This window comes from Planifilum fulgidum (assembly GCF_900113175.1).
GTDB classification, from domain to species: Bacteria; Bacillota; Bacilli; order Thermoactinomycetales; family DSM-44946; genus Planifilum; species Planifilum fulgidum.
In genome coordinates this window covers 35,141-53,299 of the sequence record NZ_FOOK01000008.1, presented here as the reverse complement: position 1 = coordinate 53,299, position 18,159 = coordinate 35,141, and the positions used below count along the sequence as shown (strand labels likewise).

The following is an 18,159-nucleotide window of genomic DNA, read 5'->3' as shown; positions in this document are numbered from 1 at the left end:
ACAAAGGCCCTTTCGCAGCGAAAGGGCCTTTTTCTTGGCTACTGTTCCAGCTCCACCAAGTTGTGTTGGATGGCGTAGATGATGGCCTGGGACCGGCTTTTGACACCCAATTTCTTGAAGATGTTGCTTACGTGGATTTTCACCGTCTTGTCGCTGATGAACAACTGTTCGGCAATTTCCTTGTTGCTCAGCCCCTTCACCATCCACTTCAAGACATCCAGTTCCCGCGGGGTGAGGAAATCGTCTCCCCCGCCGCGCTCCATCCTCCGCTCCCCGCCGCTCAAATTGTCCAGCAATTTCCGGGCCATGACCGGATGCAGGGTGGATTCTCCCCGGTAGGCGGAACGGACCGCGGCGATCACGTCCCCGGAAGGGGCGTCCTTCAGAAGGTAACCGGTCGCTCCCGCCCGGATGGATTCATACAGATATTCGTCCCGGTCGTACATGGTCAAAACCAAAACCGCCACCTGGGGATGCTTGGCGTGAATCCGACGGATCGCCTCCACCCCGCTCATGCCCGGCATGTTGATATCCATCAGCACCACGTCCGGCCGAGTGCTTTCCACCAGATTGATCGCCTCTTCGCCGTCACGGGCCTCCCCCACCACCTCCATGTCGGGTTCAAGGCTGATCAGGCTGGACAGTCCGTCTCGCAAAACCGCATGATCATCAACCAGTAACACTTTGATGGGCATGTTTTGGTTTTTCCTCCTTTTTCACTGGAACTTTCATGACCACCCGGGTGCCCCGCCCGGGGCTGGTGATGAACTGCAGGACGGCCCCCAATTGCTGGGCCCGTTCATTCATGCCGGTAATGCCGTAACGGTTGTTGGCTTCCGCCTTGGCCACCGCCTGGCCGAGGGAGAAACCGATCCCGTCGTCCTGGACCACGAGCCACACTTCCGACTCGGCGTAGCGGAGAACCACCCGCACCTTCTCCGCCTGGGCGTGCTTCGCCGCGTTGTTCAGGGCCTCATGGCAAACCTTGTAAATCCCCTCTTCCACCAGCGGAGGAAGGGAGTAGGGCGTGCCCTTCACCTGAAGGCTGGCTTTTTGACCCGTCTCCGACTGGTGATCTAAGACCCGCTTCTCCAGGGCGGGCAAGAGCCCCGCCCGCACCGCGGGGGACGGGCGGAGGGCGGTGATCGAATAGCGGATTTCCTTCAGGCTCTCCCGCAGTTTGCTCCTGCATTCCACAAGCCACTGTTTCACCTGCTGCGGCTGGGAGTCGAACAGCCTTATGGCCGTTTCCGTCTTCATCAGGACCCCGGCCACCGATTGCGCCAGCCCGTCGTGGATTTCGCGCGCCATCCGGTTTCGCTCTTCCGCCAGAATCCGGCGCTCCCGCTCCTCCACCAGGCGGGCATTGCGCATGGCGATCACCGCCTGGCTGGCCAAAACGGCGAGGAAGGACAGATCCAACTCTTCAAAACCGTGGGTCTCGTCCTTCCCCAGGGTGATGACCCCCATCACATGGCCGTCCAGGACGAGGGGAACGACGAGGAGCGACTGGACCCCTTTTTCCACCATCGGCTCCTTCTGGCAGCGGGGATCGCGCCGGGCGTCGATCACCCGAACCGGCTCTGCCTGTTCCGCCACCCATCCGCTCAACCCCCGGGACAGCGGGATGGGTTGTTTGAGATCGTCCACCTCCCCTTCCCCGGACACCACCTCCGGTATCAGCCTGTCATCCCGGAGCAGATAGACGATGCCGTAGGAATAGTGCACCACGTCGGTCAGGAGCATCAAGGTCTTGTTCATCACTTCACGCAAGTCCAAACTCCTGTTGATTCCCATCGTGATCGAGAACAACAGCTCCATCTTTCGCTTCTGCCGGGCCAAGCGGGCGATCACGTTGGACAAGATGGAAAAGGCCACCAGGGGGGAGAAGAAAAAGGCGATGGACAGGGGGTCCGTGTCGCGCCCCTGTTCCCCCATCAGGATGATTCCGGCGCTGTAGAGAGAAGTGCCGATCATCAAGGCGGGCTCCAGGCCTCCCCGCCACCACCACCTGTTGTACCGGGGATTTGCCGCCCGCTCCAGGATGTCCCGGATCCCCTTGCTGACGAGTTCGTACACGACGGCGAACACGGCCAGCTTCCCGATCATGACGGAAACCGTTGAAACGCCGGGCAGAAGAAAAGGGACCCCTTCGATCAAGACCAGGTAGGCGGAAATCAGGCCGATTAGCGTGTAGCCGGTCCGAAACAGGGCGCGGGAGAAGGATTGGCGGCGGAGCCACGTGACCAGAAGCAGAACATCCACGAATATCAGTCCGGCCACTCCCGGCGAATACAAAAAGCAGAGCGTAAACAGCAGGGGAAAGTGCGCCGTCACCCGGCCCCCGTCCTGGGGAAAAGGAAAATATTCCGTTATGAAGAGCAAGCAGGCCAGCAGGATCAGATGGATCCATCCCCAATAAAAAGGCGGAACGACAAATAAAGAAATGATCATCGCGATCCATCCGACCGCCGTGACGCCCCATCTCAACAGAGAGGCCAAGCTTCGAACCTCCATCGCGAATCCTTCCATCGCCTTAAATAGTTGGGGAAGTAAATATTAAAAAATCCTTCTTTTTGCTTAAACCTTTCTCGATCCTCCCCCTTAATTCCTCCCTTTTCATCGACGATTTTCCCCCTCTCTCGACGGGGAATCCCACCCCACATTTCTAGCAATTGTGGTAAGATGAAGAAAGATATTGAAAGGTGAAGAAGAGGAGGAGAATGTTTGAACAGCGTCGCCCACCGGTGGATCGCCGATTCCGTTCTGCTTTTGGTCGCCTTTATCTGGGGAACGACCTTCGTACTGGTCCAAAACGCCATCGAAACACTGCCGCCTTTCACCTTTTTGGCTGTCCGTTTCAGCCTGGCGGGGATGTTCCTCCTCCTCTTTTTCCGGTGGAGGGGCGTCTCCTACCGCATTCCGCTTCGGCACGTGACCGTCGGAGCCTTTATCGGGATGTGGCTCTTTCTGGGGTATGCCCTGCAAACCTTCAGCCTGCTGTATACAACCTCGGGAAAATCCGGCTTTTTGACCGGATTGTCCGTCGCTTTGGTTCCGCTCTGGTCCCTGGTGCTGCTGGGGATGAAACCCCGTCCCACCGCCGTGGCCGGCGTCCTGCTGGCGGTGACGGGCTTGTATCTGCTGGCCTTCGCCGACTTCTCATCGATCAACCGCGGCGACATCCTCGCCCTTTTTTGCGCCGTCGCCTTTGGACTGCAGATCGTCTACACGGCCAAATACGCGCCGAAGGTTGAAACGCTGCATCTGGTCACGGTCCAGATCTTCACCGTGGCGCTCTTGAGCGGCGGGTGCTCCCTTCTGTTCGAACCCTGGAAAAGGGCGCTTGAGGAAGGCGCGTGGTCGGTGCCGGCCGTCTCCGGCGCCCTGTTGGTCACGGCCTTTTTGGCCACCTCCTTGGCCTATCTCGCCCAAACCCACTTTCAAAAGTTCACCACTCCGACCCGCGTGGCCCTGATCTTTGCCATGGAGCCCGTGTTTGCCGCCTTGGCGGATTACTGGTGGATGGATGTGGCGCTCAAAGGCCGCACCTTGGCCGGTTGCTTCCTCATCTTCGTCGGAATGGTGCTGGCGGAAATCGAATGGCCGCCGGTTTGGAGGAAGCATGTGAAAGAAGGTCGGAAACGGAAACTTGCCACCGGCCCCACCCCCGCCTTTTCCCGCCGCCCATTAGAAAAATGAGAAAAAACAAAAAGAGGAGCGGAATACCGGATGATTCGTGCGAACGTTGTGGGGATTTTATTGATCGTCGTCGGTTTGCTGCTGCTGCTTCGAAAAATCGATCTTCCCATCGCCGAGCGGTTCGGCAGCTGGGAGTTCATCCTGTTTTTGACCGGAGCCGTCATGCTCCTGATCGCCCACTTCCGTTCCAACCGAACCCTGATGCTGTGGGCGGGCCTTTTGACCGGATTGAGCCTGCACATGTGGGGGCAAGCCAATGTGGACGGGTGGCCGGATCACTGGTTTTTCCTGTTCATCATCGTCGGAGCTTCCTTCCTGTTGGTGTTCGCCAGCCAGAAGGACCGTCGAAGCGGAATCATCGGTATTCTGTTGATCCTGACGGGCATCGCCGCCTGGCCGGGACTCCCGGGGGTTGCCGGTTCCCTCAACAATTACTGGCCCGTGCTGTTGGTGGTGCTGGGGATTTTCCTCATCACCAAAAAGGCCTGACGGCACCGGGTGCAAATAAAAAGAGCCGCCGGGGCGGCTCCTTTTTTTGCGGAATCATTCATCCACTTCGTACGTCGTGACCAGCTGTTCCTTCTCCCGATGGCGTTCGATCGCCAGTTGGATCAGCCGGTCGACCAGCTCGGGATAACTGAGGCCCGAGTGCTCCCACAGCTTGGCGTACATGCTGAACTGGGTGAAACCGGGCATGGTGTTGATTTCATTGACCAGAACCTGGTGATTGTCCTTCCGGATGAAGAAGTCGACGCGGGCCAGCCCGGCGCAGTCAATCGCCCGGAAGCATTTGATCGCCAGGCTTCTCACTTCCTCCGCCGTGTCCTTGGGCAATTCCGCCGGAATGCGCATTTCCGACTTCCCGTCGATGTACTTCGCCCGATAATCGTAAAATTCGTTGGAAGAAATGATTTCTCCCGGAACGGAGGCAACCGGATGATCATTGCCCAGAACGGCCACCTCCACTTCCCGGGCGGGGACAAACTCCTCCACGATCACCTTCCGGTCATACCGGGCCGCCAATCTCATCGCTTGGATCAGGCTCTCCCTGTCCTTGGCCTTGGAAACGCCCACGCTGGATCCCAGATTGGCCGGCTTGACGAAGCAGGGATAGCCGAAGGTCTCCTCCACCTCCGCCACCACCCGTTCCAACTGCTTCATTTCGTGGCGCATAAAGTGGGTGAAGCGAACCTGGGGAATGCCCTCCTGGGCAAACACCTTTTTCATTATGACCTTGTCCATCCCCACCGCCGACGCGAGAACCCCCGCCCCCACATAGGGAACCTGGGCCAGTTCCAGCAGCCCCTGAACCGTGCCGTCTTCCCCGTACGTTCCGTGAAGCACGGGGAACACCACGTCGATCTGCTCGAAGTCCAAGGGAGCCAGAGATTTTTCCTCCACCAGGGCAGGCGGCGCGGAAGGAGCATCTTTTTGAATCGCTTCCAACAATCCCCTTTCCACCTTGCCTTCCAAAAAGGCGGCGGCCTTATCCCGCAGCTGCCACTTTCCCTTCTTGTCGATGGCGACCGGCAACACTTCGTATTTTTCGGGGTCCATCGAACGAATGAGGGAGGCCGCCGACATCAGCGACACCTCGTGTTCCCCCGATTTCCCGCCGAACAACACAGCGACGCGCAGCTTTCTTTTCATTCTCACCCAACCTTTCCAATCCCCGTCATCAGGAAATGCGTTTCATTTCATAACATATTCAACGTTTGCCCCGGCGGAAACCGGGTCAACCGGATCCCTCGCCCGGACCGGCACAACGCCCCGCGACAAAAAAATATCGCCCGAAGCAGGCGATCCGAAAGGGACAAACCCTCGCTGAACTCCACAGCATCACTATATACCGCTCCCGGCAGCCGGTCAAGAACAAATCAGAGCCATTCCCGGATGGCGCGCCACAACTCTTCCTTCCCCTGACCGGTCTGGGCGGAAAACAGGATCAGGGGATCCCCGGGGCGGAGGGAAAGCCCTTCCCGCACCTGTTTTAAATGCGCTTGCCAGCGGCCGCGGGAAATCTTGTCCGCCTTGGTGGCAACAACAATCGCCGGAAGCCCGATGTGTTTCAGCCAATCGTACATCTGGCGGTCGTCGGCCGTCGGAGGATGGCGCAGATCGATGATGTGAACAATCCCCCGCAGCTCTTTCCGATTCGTCAGATAATGCTCAATCATCCTCCCCCAGGCGGCTTTCACCGCCTTGGAGACCCGGGCGAAACCGTAGCCCGGCATGTCCGCCAGATAAAACCGGTCATCGATCTTATAAAAATTGATCGTCTGGGTCTTTCCCGGCTTGCTGCTGGTGTGGGCCAATTTCCGGCGGTTGACCAAGCGGTTGATCAAGGAAGACTTTCCCACGTTGGAACGCCCGGCCAAAGCGATCTCGGGCAGGGCGTCCCGGGGATATTGATCGGGCTTCACCGCGCTCCCGACATATTCAGCTTTGATTCCGCTCATCGGAATTCTCCCTCACCAGCGCCAGTTGAAGCACTTCATCCATATGTTTCACCAGGGAGAAGGTCAAATCCCTGCGGACGCTCTTGGGAATCTCCTCCAGATCCTTCTTGTTTTCGCTGGGAATGATCACGTGAGAGATTCCGGCCCGGTGCGCCGCCAGGGTCTTCTCCTTCAGCCCTCCGATGGGCAGGACGCGCCCCCTCAAGGTGATCTCTCCGGTCATGGCCACCTCCCGCGAAACCGGAATCCGCGTCAGGGCGGACACCAGAGCGGTCGCCATGGTGATTCCCGCCGACGGACCGTCTTTGGGGATCGCCCCCTCCGGGACGTGAATATGAATGTCATGCTTTTCGTGGAAATCCGGATCGATGTCCAATTCCTTCGCCCGGGACCGGATGTAGCTGAAAGCGGCCTGTGCCGATTCCTTCATCACATCCCCCAGTTTCCCGGTCAGGGTCAATTGACCCTTGCCCGGAAGAACCGTCACTTCGATGTTCAGCGTGTCTCCCCCCGCCTCGGTCCAGGCAAGACCTGTGGCGGCGCCGATCTGGTCCTCCTCCTCGGCCCGGCCGTACCGGTACCGTTCCGCCCCGAGATAGCGGGAAAGATTGCGCGCGGTGATGACGGTCCTCTTTTTCTTTCCGCTGACGAGCTCCCTGGCCGCTTTCCGGCAAAGGGTCCCGATGGTCCGCTCCAGGTTGCGGACCCCCGCTTCCCGGGTGTACTCCCGGATGATCTTGCGGATGGCGTTGGTGTTGATCCGGAACTGATCCTCGGACAGGCCGTGCTCCTTGCGCTGCTTGGGAATCAGATACTGCCGGGCGATCTTTTCCTTCTCCAGTTCGGTGTAACCCGAAATGTACAGGACCTCCATCCGGTCCAACAGGGGGCGGGGAATATTGTGTATCGCGTTGGCCGTCGTGATAAACATCACCTTGGACAAATCGTAGGGGATTTCAATGTAATGATCGCTGAAGGCGTTGTTCTGCTCCGGATCGAGGACTTCCAGCAGGGCGGCGGAGGGATCGCCGCGGAAATCCATCGACATCTTGTCGATTTCATCCAGCAGGAAGACCGGATTGACCGTCCCCGCCGTCCGCATCCCCTGAATGATCCGGCCCGGCAACGCGCCCACATAGGTGCGCCGGTGGCCGCGGATCTCCGCCTCATCCCGGACGCCGCCCAGGGAAACCCTTACGAATTTGCGGCCCAGGGCCCTGGCGATGGAGCGGGCAAGGGAGGTTTTTCCCACCCCCGGCGGCCCGACAAAGCATAAAATGGGCCCCTTCAAACGCTTCACCATCTTTTGCACGGCCAGGTATTCCAACACCCGTTCCTTCGCCTTCTCCAGGCCGTAATGGTCCTCATCCAGAATCTGTTCCGCCTTTTTCAGGTCGAGATCGTCTACCGTCTCCTTCCTCCAGGGGAGATTCAGAAGCCACTCCACGTAGGTGCGGATGACGCCCCCCTCCGCCGACGTGGTGGGAATCTTTTCAAGGCGATCGATCTCCTTTTCCACCTTTTCCTTGACGTAATCGGGGGCGTCCAACTCCTTCAGCTGGTTGCGGAGTTCCTCCACCTCCCCGAGCCGACCTTCCTTTTCCCCCAGCTCCCGCTGAATCGCCTTCATCTGCTCGCGCAGATAATATTCCTTCTGGGTCTTTTCCATCTGTTTCTTGACCCGTTGGCTGATTTTCCGCTCCAGCTCCAGGACTTCCCGCTCGTTGTTCATGATCTGGAGCAGGGTTTCCAGCCGTTCCTTGATGTCGATCGTCTCCAGGATCTTCTGCTTGTCGGCAAGTTTCAGGGGCAGATGGGAGGTGATCACATCCGCCAGCCGGCCCGGTTCGTCGATATCGGAGACGGCGGAGAAGGTCTCCGGGGACACCTTTTTGGACAGGCGCAGATACTGTTCAAAATGATCCAGGACGGAGCGCATCAAGGCTTCGAGATGGAGATCGGTTTTCTCCTCGACCACGATCCGCTCGACCCGCACCTGGAAAAAATCGTCATCGCGGAGATACTCCAAAATTTTGGCCCTGTGAAGCCCTTCCACCAGAACGCGAATGGTTCCGTTGGGAAGCTTCAGCATCTGTCGCACCCGGGCGATGGTTCCCATTTTGTATATATCTTCCGGTTTGGGATCTTCGATGTGAACTTCACGCTGGGAAGAAAGCAAAATCGAATTGTCGTCCACCATGGCCTGTTCCAGGGCCTTGACCGATTTTTCCCGCCCCACGTCCAGATGAAGTACCATGCTGGGATATACGATCAACCCGCGAAGAGGCAACAGAGGGAGTACCAGTTCTTCGGATTTCACAGCTTTCGGTGCACCTCCAGTGCAGGTGTGGGTCAAAAAGAAGATCAACGATTCCATTGAAAAGGAAAGCCGGTCCCAACGGCGGGATACGACCGGCAACCCACAAGCATCGGAAAAGATGTTCGGCTTTTCCCTATTATATCACATCCACCGTATGGATGGGATGCGCGGAAGTCATACCGGGGTGGTGGAGGCGCTAAGGATTCCCCGGGGCGCCGGAAGCGAACGCTCCCTTTCCACGGTTTCCTCCTTGAGCAATGCAAGATCCAATACCTCCTCCAACCGGCGGACCGGAATGACCTCGATCCCTTCCATCTGCCCGAACAGGCTCTGCATATTTTCCTCCGGGATGATCACGCGCGAGGCCCCTGCCTGACGGGCGGCATCCACCTTGGCCACCACCCCGCCCACCGGTTTGACCCGGCCGTGAATGCTCAGTTCCCCGGTCATGGCCAGCCGGTTGTCCACCGGAATCCCCCGGATCGCCGAAACGATGGCCGCGGCGATCGTCACGCCGGCCGAGGGCCCGTCGACGGGCACGCCTCCCGGAAAATTGACGTGCAGGTGGTAATCATCCGGAGAAAAACCGTTCCTCCGGAGCACAGTCATCACATTTTCCACGGAGCCCTTGGCCATGCTTTTCCGACGCAGCGTCCGGGATCCGCCCCCCAGTTCCTCCTCGTCGACCACGCCCGTGATGCGCAGGCTTCCCCCGCCCTTCCTCTCCGCCGGAACCGCCGTCACCTCCACCTCCAGCAGGGTGCTCATGTTGGGGCCGGAAACGGCCAGGCCCGTCGCCACCCCCACTTGGGGAGAATCCGGCATCTTGAGCTCCGGACGGGGGGACAGCTGGCTGTTGTGCACCACCCATTCCACATCGGAGGCAAGGACCTGGTTTCGTTTCTCCGTGAAGGCCAGGCCGACGGCGGTCTGCACGATGTTGACCACTTCCCGGCCGTTGGTGGCATATTTTTGGATGATCCGGATCACTTCTTCCTCAAAGCGAACCCCCGTCCGTTTCAGGGCTTGGCGGGCTATCTCGCCGATCTCCTTCGCCCGGAGGGGTCGGAAGAAAATCTCCACGCACCGGGAACGGATCGCCGGCGGAATCTCCTCGGGCATGCGGGTGGTCGCCCCGATCAGGCGGAAGTCGGCGGGCAACCCGTTTTGGAAAATGTCGTGGATGTGGGATGGGATGTTGGAATCCTCCGGATTGTAATAGGCGCTTTCCAGGAACACCTTGCGGTCTTCCAACACCTTTAAAAGCTTATTCATCTGGATGGGATGCAGTTCCCCGATCTCATCGATGAAGAGAACGCCGCCGTGGGCCTTGGTGACCGCTCCCGGCTTGGGCTGGGGAATTCCGGCGACTCCCATCGCTCCCGCCCCCTGATAAATGGGATCGTGGACCGAACCGATCAGGGGATCCGCAATGCCCCGCTCGTCAAACCGGGCGGTGGTGGCGTCGATCTCCACGAATTTGGATTCGGCATTAAAGGGAGAAAGGGGATTTTTCTTCGCCTCTTCCAGAATGACGCGCGCGGCGGCGGTTTTGCCGACTCCCGGCGGCCCGTAGATGATCACGTGTTGCGGATTGGGGCCGCACAGGGCCGCCGCCAGGGCCTTCACCCCCTCCTCTTGTCCGATAATCTCGTCCACCGAAGTCGGCCTCGTCTTTTCCGAAAGGGGCTCCGTCAGGGAGATGGCGCGCAATTTTTGAAGTTTCTCCATTTCCTTGCGCGATTCCCGGTCGATGGCCGTCCGGCTGGTTTGCTGGTTTTTGAGCAGGTTCCAAAAGTACAAACCGATGACCACCGAGAAAAACACCTGCAGCAGCATCAAAAATACCGTCCAGTTCACATCCCATTCCTCCCGAACCAAATATGCGCCGGAACCAGTCCCTCATCTTCACGCATAGTATGGCCGGGGGAAAATGGGGATAGTCACCTCCGACAAGATGGCACAAAAAGACAGCCGCCCGCGTTTGCGAGCGGCTGTCTTTTGATCCATCAGGCGCTTTCTTCTTTCTTTTCTTCGATGACGCGGCCTTCGCGGGTGGTGAGGCGGGGACCCACCTTGTTCAGGACGCTTTCCTTCGTCACCACGCACTTGGTCACATCGTCCCGGGAAGGCAGTTCAAACATCACATCGAGCATGATCGACTCGATGATCGCCCTGAGGCCCCGGGCCCCGGTGTTCCGCTTGATCGCCTCCGCGGCGATCGTCTCAAGGGCCTCCTCCTCAAACACCAGTTCAACGCCGTCCATCTCCATCAATTTCTGATACTGTTTCACCAGCGCGTTTTTGGGTTCCTTCAGGATTCGGACCAAAGTCGCTTCATCCAGGGGCTCCAGCGTGGTGATGACCGGCAGACGGCCCACAAACTCCGGAATCAGCCCAAACCGAAGCAGATCCTCGGGCAAAACCATTTTCAGATATTCCCCGGGCTTCAAATCGGCGGTCGAGCTGTCCGTGCCAAAGCCGATCACCTTTTTGCCGATGCGGCGTTTGATGATCTGCTCCAGGCCGTCAAAGGCCCCGCCGCAGATGAACAGGATGTTGCTGGTGTCGATCTGGATAAACTCCTGATGGGGGTGCTTCCGGCCGCCCTGCGGCGGAACGCTGGCGATGGTCCCCTCCAGGATCTTGAGCAGGGCCTGCTGCACTCCCTCGCCCGATACATCCCGCGTGATGGAGGGATTTTCCGATTTCCGGGCGACCTTGTCGATTTCGTCGATGTAAATGATCCCCCGTTCCGCCTTCTCCACATCGTAATCCGCCGCCTGGATCAGTTTCAGAAGGATGTTCTCCACATCCTCCCCGACGTATCCGGCTTCGGTAAGGGATGTGGCGTCGGCGATGGCAAAGGGAACGTTGAGGATGCGGGCAAGGCTCTGGGCCAAAAGGGTTTTTCCGCTTCCGGTGGGGCCGATCATGATGATATTGCTCTTCTGCAGTTCCACGTCATCCATTTTGGCGGAACTGTTGATCCGCTTGTAATGGTTGTAAACGGCCACGGACAGCGCCTTCTTGGCATGGTCCTGCCCGATGACGTATTGATCGAGGATATCCCGGATTTCCTGGGGTTTGGGCAGGTTGCTGAGGTCGAAGTCCTCTTCGCCTCCCAGCTCCTCCTCGACGATCTCATTGCACAGCTCGATGCACTCATCGCAGATGTAAACTCCCGGACCGGCGACCAGCTTTCGGACTTGATCCTGGGATTTTCCGCAGAAGGAGCACTTGAGCTGACCTTTTTCCTCGTTGAACTTGAACATGGTATCACCCCTTTCGGAGGTCTCTCCGGGTGATCACTTCATCAATCAAGCCATATTCCTTGGCTTCGTAGGCATCCATGAAGTGGTCCCGATCGGTGTCCCGCTCGATTTTCTCCAGCGGCTGGCCGGTGCGTTCCGACAAAATTTCGTTGATTTTTCGGCGAGTCCGCAAGATCCAATCGGCATGGATCTTGATGTCCGACGCCTGTCCGCGCACGCCTCCCAGCGGCTGGTGGATCATCACCTCGCTGTTGGGCAGGGCAAAACGCTTGCCCTTCGTTCCGGCCGCGAGCAGGAACGCTCCCATGCTGGCAGCCAGGCCCACGCAGATGGTGGAGACGTCCGGCTTGATGTGCTGGATGGTGTCAAAGATGGCCATCCCCGCCGTCACGGAGCCCCCCGGCGAGTTTATGTACAAGTTGATATCCTTCTCGGGATCCTCGGCCTGAAGGAACAGCAGCTGGGCAACGACCAGATTGGCCACGTTGTCGTCGATCGGGCTTCCGATGAAAATGATCCGGTCCTTCAGGAGCCGGGAATATATGTCATAGGCGCGTTCACCCCGGTTGGTCTGCTCGACCACCATCGGAATCAACGGCATCGTCCACACCCCTTTCCCTCAAAGGTCGGAACGGTTGTAAAACAAGGCACGCATGGATATACGTGCCTCGTTTCCACCGCTCTCTACTCATTATGCCGCATTTTTACTGTTGGATACAAGTAGGTCGACCGCCTTGCGCGTGAGCAGCTGGTTCTTAATGCCTTCCAGGCCGTCGCGTTCCTCCAGGAGGCGCCGCACTTCGTCCTTGGGCTGGTTCAGCTGTTCCGCCAGTTTTTCCAGCTCCTCATCGATTTCCTCGTCGGTCACTTCCAGGTTCTCTTCCTTGGCGATGGCTTCCAGAACGAGGTTGGCGCGCACCTTTTTCTCCGCCTCTTCGCGGAACTCCTCGCGCAGGGCCTTGTCGTCCTTCCCGGAAAACTGTTTGTACATCTCCAGGTTCATTCCCTGGAACCTGAGATGCTGCTCGAAATGCTCCAGCATGTGATCGATCTCGCGTTCCACCATGACCGGAGGCAGATCGATCTCGGCATTGGCGGCGGCCATTTCCACCAACTGATTCCGGCGATATTCCTCTTCTTCCCGTTTGGCCCTTTCTTTCAATTTATTCTCGATATCTTTTTTCAGTTCTTCCAGGGTGTCGAATTCGCTGACATCCTGGGCGAATTCATCATCCAATTCCGGCAGCCGCAGGCGCTTGATTTCGTGCAGCTTGATCCGGAAGGAAGCTTCTTTGCCGGACAATTCCTTTACATGGTAATCTTCGGGGAAGGTGACGGTGATCGTTTTTTCCTCCCCGGGTTTCATGCCGATCAACTGGTCCTCGAAACCGGGAATCATGCGGCCCGAACCGACTTCCAGCGAAAAGCCGTCCGCTTTTCCGCCCTCAAAGGGCTTTCCGTCGATGGTGCCCTCGAAGTCGATGATCACCCGGTCACCCTTTTCCACGGTCCCGTCTTCAACGGCCTCCAGCTGGCCTTGCCGCTTTCGCATCGCCTCCAGTTCGGCATCCACATCTTCCGGCTTCACTTCGAAATCCTTTTTCGGCACCTCAAGCCCCTTGTATTCGCCCAGCTTCACTTCGGGCTTCACGGTGACGGTCGCCTTGAAGATGAGGGGTTTTCCCTTCTCCATCTGTTCAATTTCGATCTCCGGCCGATCGACGGGCTCGATCCCCGTCTCCTTCACGGCCGAAGCGTAAGCATCCGGAAGCAGAATATCCAGGGCGTCCTCGTACAGCACTTCGACCCCAAAGCGCCTTTCAAAAATGGCACGGGGAACCTTGCCTTTGCGAAAACCGGGCACGGTCACCCTTTTGACAACCTTGCGAAAGGCCTGATTCAGGGCCTTTTCCACCGTCTCTCCGTCCACTTCGACGGTCAGGACACCCTGGTTGTTTTCGGTCTTTTCCCAGCTAGCTTTCATGAGGTCGCTTCCCTCCTACCCGAACTCACTTCAAAACCCTTGCGTTGAAACCCTCACTACATTATAAGCAAATCGCCGACACTGATCAACGATTTTGCCGCAAAGCCGCGGGATGGAAAAGCCCAGAAACCGGCGGTCGACGTGCGGCCGCCGATCCGCCGGCACATCCTGAACCTGCGGAAACATGAAGAACCCAAGGAACTTGATCCTTTGGGTTCTTCACGGCGCTCCTCCCGTCTCAATAGAGCTTGTCCTGCTCCTCGTCGCGCTTGTCCGTCACATGATCCTGGACTTTATCCCTTTCATCCCGAACCTGTTGCCAAAGTTTGTTCTCCATGTAGTTGCGATAATCCCGCAAGTATCCGGCCCGTTCTCTGTATTTCTGCTTCACATGGTTATAAAGGAGCTGAAATTCAAACCCCCGCTCCTCTTCCAGGTATTCGCTCATCCGGTCAAAACGCCGTTCTTCCCGATCCGCCACACTCCGAAACTCGGATGTCACCCGTTCCAGTTCATCCATTTTCTCCCGGGCCACATTCTGGGCATCGTTATAATGTCTCCTGGCCCATTCGGCCCAGGCATTGTACAGGCGGCGACGTTCCTCCTTGAAGTACTCGTCAAGCTCCACCTTCGAATCGACGGAGCTGTATTCACCGCCCCCGGCGTCGGCAACGGCCTTCAGCTGCCGCTGACCTTCATCATCCAGATCAAAGCCGATGATGTTGACCACGGCTTTGATATCCGACTGATTGAGCTCTTTTGCGGCTTTCACCGGGTCCCCGCCGCAGGTTTCGATTCCGTCACTCACGACATAAACGATGTTTTCGGCGTTCTTCTGATTCGACAGTTTCTTGTGGGCATATTTCAGACTGTCGGCCAGCGGGGTATAGCCGACGGGCTTGAACTTGTCCAGGGCCTGATTAAACTTTTTTTCGTCATAGGCGCCCAGCGGAAACACTTCCTCTATGCCCTTGCAGGACACCGCCTTGTCCTTGCTTTGATTGCTCCCCTTGTGCCCGTAGGCGACCAAAGAAACATTGGCGCCTTTAGGCATCTGATCCGCAAATTCCTTCACCGCATTTTTGGCCAGATCCATCTTTACTCCGCCGTCGACTTTCCCGGCCATCGATCCGCTCGAATCCACCAGGATCATGATGTTGACCGATTTTTGCTCCGGCAGCTTCAGGCTTTTCAATCCGCCCGGCCCGGGGGTGACTTCAATATTGGATGGATCGAAGGTCTCGTAGAACTCAAAATACGGAGTATAGTCCTCCGCGGCGAGTTCATAAAACTTTTTCAGAATCTGGCTTCCGGTCGCATCCTTCGGAATGCGGTCCAACTCTTTTTTCACTTTCGCCCAGTCATATTTGTCGCCCGCATACTTGCCGGCGGGTGGAAGGTCCACGCCCTTCAAAGCCTCGGGAATAAACCGCTTTTTCTCGGTTTTCTCCTTCTCAACCTGTTGCGCTTCGGAAGAAGATTTGGAAAAAGGAATCTCAAAAGGGAGGCAACCGCCGGCAAAGATCAATCCAACGATCATCAGGCACGAGAGCAGCTTTCTCATCGGTTATCCCCCAACTGGTTCACTATTTGAGTTTCACCTTTTCCCCGGAAGTGTCTTCCACAACAAACTTTTTCCCATCCAACGCGCCCGTTTCCACGGTTGCCCAATCGCGCGGCGGAGCCTCCCGCCCGATATCCTTCTCCCAGTCAACAACGATTTTCACCACATCGTCGCTGATCACCTGCAATTTCCTGATGACGATGTCCTGATGTTCGTATTCACGGGAAGCCTGGATATACAGCACGTCTTCGTGGTCCCAATCCTGGTTTCCAAACCCCGCGGGATGCTTGTCCTTTGTATAAACCCAGATTCCGCCTTCCTGTTCAACGGGCGGGGCTCCGCCAATCCAGTTGATGCGTTCAAACTCCAACTCCTTGTAGGACTTATTCGGCTCAATCGCTTCGGCTGCTTCTTCCGAACTCTCTTCGCTCGCCTGGTCCCCCTTCCCTTTCCCGGCATCCGCCATTTTTTCAAGCATTCCGCAGCCAACACTCATCAGGGCGAAAGAAAAAGCCAATAACAGCAATAAAACACGCTTCAAAACCAACACCCCCGATGTTATATCTCTATAAAAAGAAAGCACCAATAATTTTACCATCTTTTCCGAACGAAGTCATCCAAAAAAAGGGCGCCGCAGCCTGGACGAAAAATCATAAAACCGCCAAAAAACCGAAAAAAGGGATCCGGCAAGGCGCAAGGTTCCAAAAATAAAAAAGGGCGCACACGTCGCCCTTTTGGGTTGAAAATGCAGGAAAGCCCGATCGGCAAAACCCCTGGCGTCCCAGGAGGGATTCGAACCCCCGACCGACGGCTTAGAAGGCCGCTGCTCTATCCAGCTGAGCTACTGGGACAAAAAGGATATGCGATCAAAATATCGCGCTGAATCATTATACCATGTAATCGCATTTTGTCAATGGATGACTCCGCCAGTCAAAGGGAAAAACGGCCGCCCCACTCGGACAGGGGCCGGCCGTCCGGGCTAAAGAAAGACACCCGGACCCGACGCGGCGCCTCCGCTTCCAACAGGGCGTAAGAGGGAGGAAAACTCCCCCGGGGATGCGCGATGCTCCCGGGATTGACGAGCAGGACGCTTCCCTTCTGTTCGCAGACCGGCACGTGGGAATGGCCGAAACAGGCGACTTGGGCCTCCACCTCCTCGGCCCGGGCGAAAATGGCGGACAAATCCCTCTTGACCTGGTGCCGGTGTCCGTGAACCACCCAAAAGCGGATGCCCGCCCCCTCCCACACCTGTTCGTCGGCCGCCTCTTCCCAATCGCAGTTGCCCCGGACCACGGACCGGGAGACCTCCGGCAATCGATCCAGCGGGGTGCAAAAATCCCCGCAGTGGATCATGTGGTCCGGTTGCACGTCCTCCACGATCCGGTCAAGGAGGTCGGCCCGGCCGTGCGAATCGCTGACGATGAGAACTCTCATATCCCGCCTCCCCCTTCCGGGGGGTACATCTCCCGCAGGAGCCGAATCAACCCCTGAAAGGCCTTCGCCCGGTGGCTGATCCGGTTTTTCAGCTCCGGAGGGATCTCCCCCATCGTTTTCCCGTATTCCGGGAGGAAAAACAGGGGATCGTATCCAAATCCTTGATCCCCTCTCGGTTCAAGGGCGATGCGGCCGTGGCACTCTCCCCGGACGAGCCGCGGCTCCTCCCCGGGAATCTTCAGCGCCAAAACGCACACATAGAAGGCATCCCGCCCCTGCCCGGTCACTCCCTCAAGTTCCTTGAGCAGTTTTTCGTTGTTCTTCCTGTCGTTCGCCTCCGGACCGGCGTACCGGGCGGAGCGAACGCCGGGATCTCCCCCGAGAAAAGGAACCACCAATCCCGAATCATCGGCCACCACCGGCCGGTTCAGGAACCGGGAAACCGTCTCCGCCTTCTTGATGGCATTTTCTTCGAAGGTGTCCCCATCCTCCACCACTTCCGGAACGTCCGAAAACCGATCCAATCCGGCGACCGGAAGGCCCAATTCCCGTTCGGAAAGGGCATTCAGTTCGCGAACCTTATTGCTGTTGCGCGTGGCAATAATCAGCTCCGTCCACGGCCATCTTTTCCGAAGATCCGTCTGCAACCTCTTCAGCCTCCCCGATCTCGTCCAAGAGGTCCCCGAACAACTCCCGCTCGTATTCGATCAGCTGCTGGATTCCCCGACGGGCGAGATCAAGCATTTGGACAAGCTGGTCCGAAGTAAAGGGGGATCCCTCGCCCGTCCCCTGCAACTCCACAAATTTCCCCGTGCCCGTCATGATCACGTTCATGTCCACCTGGGCGGCGGAATCCTCCTCAAAGCACAGGTCGAGACAGGTCTGACCGTCGACGATCCCCACGCTGGTGGCCGCCAAAAGGTCCTTGACCGGAAAGGAGGCGATGGCTCCCTCCTCCTTGAGCTTCCTGAATGCATCCACCATGGCCACGAAGGCACCCGTGATGGATGCGGTCCGGGTCCCCCCGTCGGCCTGGATCACATCGCAGTCCAGCCAAAGCGTCCGCTCTCCGATGGCCGTCAAATCGACGACGGAACGCAGGGAACGGCCGATCAACCGCTGGATTTCCATCGTCCGGCCTCCCAATTTTCCCTTGCTGGCTTCCCGCACCGTCCGCGTCTGGGTTGCCCTCGGCAGCATGGCATACTCCGCGGTGATCCACCCCTTCCCGGTGCCGCGCATAAAGGGAGGAACGCGATCCTCCACGGTGGCGGTGCAGATCACTTTGGTATCCCCGACGCTTATGTAGACGGACCCCTCGGCATGTTTGATGTAATCCCGTACAATCTCAACACGACGCATTTCGTCATATTTTCGTCCGTCTACTCGCAATGGCTGTTCCCTCCAAATTTTATTCGTCT

Annotated in this window: 16 protein-coding genes and 1 tRNA gene; 2 read left to right on the top strand and 15 right to left on the bottom strand. The window is 57.7% G+C overall.

What is annotated here, in order from left to right; all coding sequences use genetic code 11:
* Nucleotides 1-38: 38 nt before the first annotated feature.
* Together BM063_RS06395 and BM063_RS06390 are read right to left on the bottom strand one after the other, a co-directional pair.
* On the bottom strand, nucleotides 39-695 hold the full coding sequence (locus BM063_RS06395) for a response regulator (RefSeq protein WP_092037028.1): 657 nt from the start codon (nucleotides 693-695) through the stop codon (nucleotides 39-41).
* Complete coding sequence (locus tag BM063_RS06390; protein ID WP_177199019.1) at nucleotides 670-2,517, bottom strand: GAF domain-containing sensor histidine kinase; 1,848 nt, start codon at nucleotides 2,515-2,517, stop codon at nucleotides 670-672. Before BM063_RS06390 ends, BM063_RS06395 begins: the two co-directional genes overlap by 26 nt.
* A 210-nt stretch (nucleotides 2,518-2,727) precedes the next feature.
* Here BM063_RS06390 and BM063_RS06385 point away from each other — a divergent pair, with 210 nt between their 5' ends.
* Nucleotides 2,728-3,702, top strand: coding sequence for a DMT family transporter (locus BM063_RS06385; RefSeq protein ID WP_092037024.1), 975 nt, complete (start codon nucleotides 2,728-2,730; stop codon nucleotides 3,700-3,702).
* Between the two features lie 30 nt (nucleotides 3,703-3,732).
* The gene (locus BM063_RS06380; protein ID WP_092037022.1) at nucleotides 3,733-4,191 is read left to right on the top strand and encodes a LiaF transmembrane domain-containing protein; all 459 of its coding nucleotides are present in this window, start codon (nucleotides 3,733-3,735) and stop codon (nucleotides 4,189-4,191) included.
* Between the two features lie 54 nt (nucleotides 4,192-4,245).
* Here BM063_RS06380 and BM063_RS06375 read toward each other — a convergent pair whose 3' ends face one another.
* From BM063_RS06375 to rph, 13 genes are all read right to left on the bottom strand, one after another.
* Nucleotides 4,246-5,352, bottom strand: coding sequence for a D-alanine--D-alanine ligase (locus BM063_RS06375; protein WP_092037020.1), 1,107 nt, complete (start codon nucleotides 5,350-5,352; stop codon nucleotides 4,246-4,248).
* Between the two features lie 227 nt (nucleotides 5,353-5,579).
* Nucleotides 5,580-6,161, bottom strand: a complete 582-nt coding sequence (yihA, locus tag BM063_RS06370; RefSeq protein WP_092037018.1) for a ribosome biogenesis GTP-binding protein YihA/YsxC — start codon at nucleotides 6,159-6,161, stop codon at nucleotides 5,580-5,582.
* Nucleotides 6,142-8,538 carry an endopeptidase La gene (gene lon, locus BM063_RS06365; RefSeq protein WP_092037193.1) on the bottom strand — a complete coding sequence of 799 codons (2,397 nt, stop codon included), beginning with the start codon at nucleotides 8,536-8,538 and terminating at the stop codon, nucleotides 6,142-6,144. Before lon ends, yihA begins: the two co-directional genes overlap by 20 nt.
* A gap of 117 nt (nucleotides 8,539-8,655) precedes the next feature.
* Entirely contained in the window at nucleotides 8,656-10,341 is a 1,686-nt protein-coding gene (gene lonB / locus BM063_RS06360; protein WP_177199018.1) for an ATP-dependent protease LonB, read from the bottom strand.
* A gap of 149 nt (nucleotides 10,342-10,490) precedes the next feature.
* Nucleotides 10,491-11,756, bottom strand: coding sequence for an ATP-dependent protease ATP-binding subunit ClpX (gene clpX, locus BM063_RS06355; RefSeq protein WP_092037016.1), 1,266 nt, complete (start codon nucleotides 11,754-11,756; stop codon nucleotides 10,491-10,493).
* Between the two features lie 4 nt (nucleotides 11,757-11,760).
* Nucleotides 11,761-12,357: an ATP-dependent Clp endopeptidase proteolytic subunit ClpP gene (clpP, locus tag BM063_RS06350; protein WP_092037014.1), complete on the bottom strand. Its 597-nt coding sequence runs from the start codon at nucleotides 12,355-12,357 to the stop codon at nucleotides 11,761-11,763.
* 90 nt (nucleotides 12,358-12,447) lie between these two features.
* Nucleotides 12,448-13,740, bottom strand: a complete 1,293-nt coding sequence (tig, locus tag BM063_RS06345; RefSeq protein WP_092037012.1) for a trigger factor — start codon at nucleotides 13,738-13,740, stop codon at nucleotides 12,448-12,450.
* Between the two features lie 238 nt (nucleotides 13,741-13,978).
* Nucleotides 13,979-15,304, bottom strand: a complete 1,326-nt coding sequence (locus BM063_RS06340; protein WP_092037010.1) for a vWA domain-containing protein — start codon at nucleotides 15,302-15,304, stop codon at nucleotides 13,979-13,981.
* A gap of 22 nt (nucleotides 15,305-15,326) precedes the next feature.
* Nucleotides 15,327-15,890 carry a hypothetical protein gene (locus tag BM063_RS06335; protein WP_177199017.1) on the bottom strand — a complete coding sequence of 188 codons (564 nt, stop codon included), beginning with the start codon at nucleotides 15,888-15,890 and terminating at the stop codon, nucleotides 15,327-15,329.
* 188 nt (nucleotides 15,891-16,078) lie between these two features.
* A tRNA-Arg gene (locus BM063_RS06330) sits at nucleotides 16,079-16,155 on the bottom strand.
* Nucleotides 16,156-16,234: 79 nt separating this feature from the next.
* Nucleotides 16,235-16,738: a metallophosphoesterase family protein gene (locus tag BM063_RS06325; protein ID WP_092037006.1), complete on the bottom strand. Its 504-nt coding sequence runs from the start codon at nucleotides 16,736-16,738 to the stop codon at nucleotides 16,235-16,237.
* Entirely contained in the window at nucleotides 16,735-17,385 is a 651-nt protein-coding gene (locus BM063_RS06320; protein WP_092037004.1) for an XTP/dITP diphosphatase, read from the bottom strand. Before BM063_RS06320 ends, BM063_RS06325 begins: the two co-directional genes overlap by 4 nt.
* Nucleotides 17,318-18,130 (bottom strand): ribonuclease PH, encoded by an 813-nt coding sequence (rph, locus tag BM063_RS06315; protein WP_092037002.1) that lies wholly within the window; start codon nucleotides 18,128-18,130, stop codon nucleotides 17,318-17,320. The genes BM063_RS06320 and rph overlap by 68 nt, the downstream gene beginning before the upstream one ends.
* Nucleotides 18,131-18,159 lie beyond the last annotated feature (29 nt).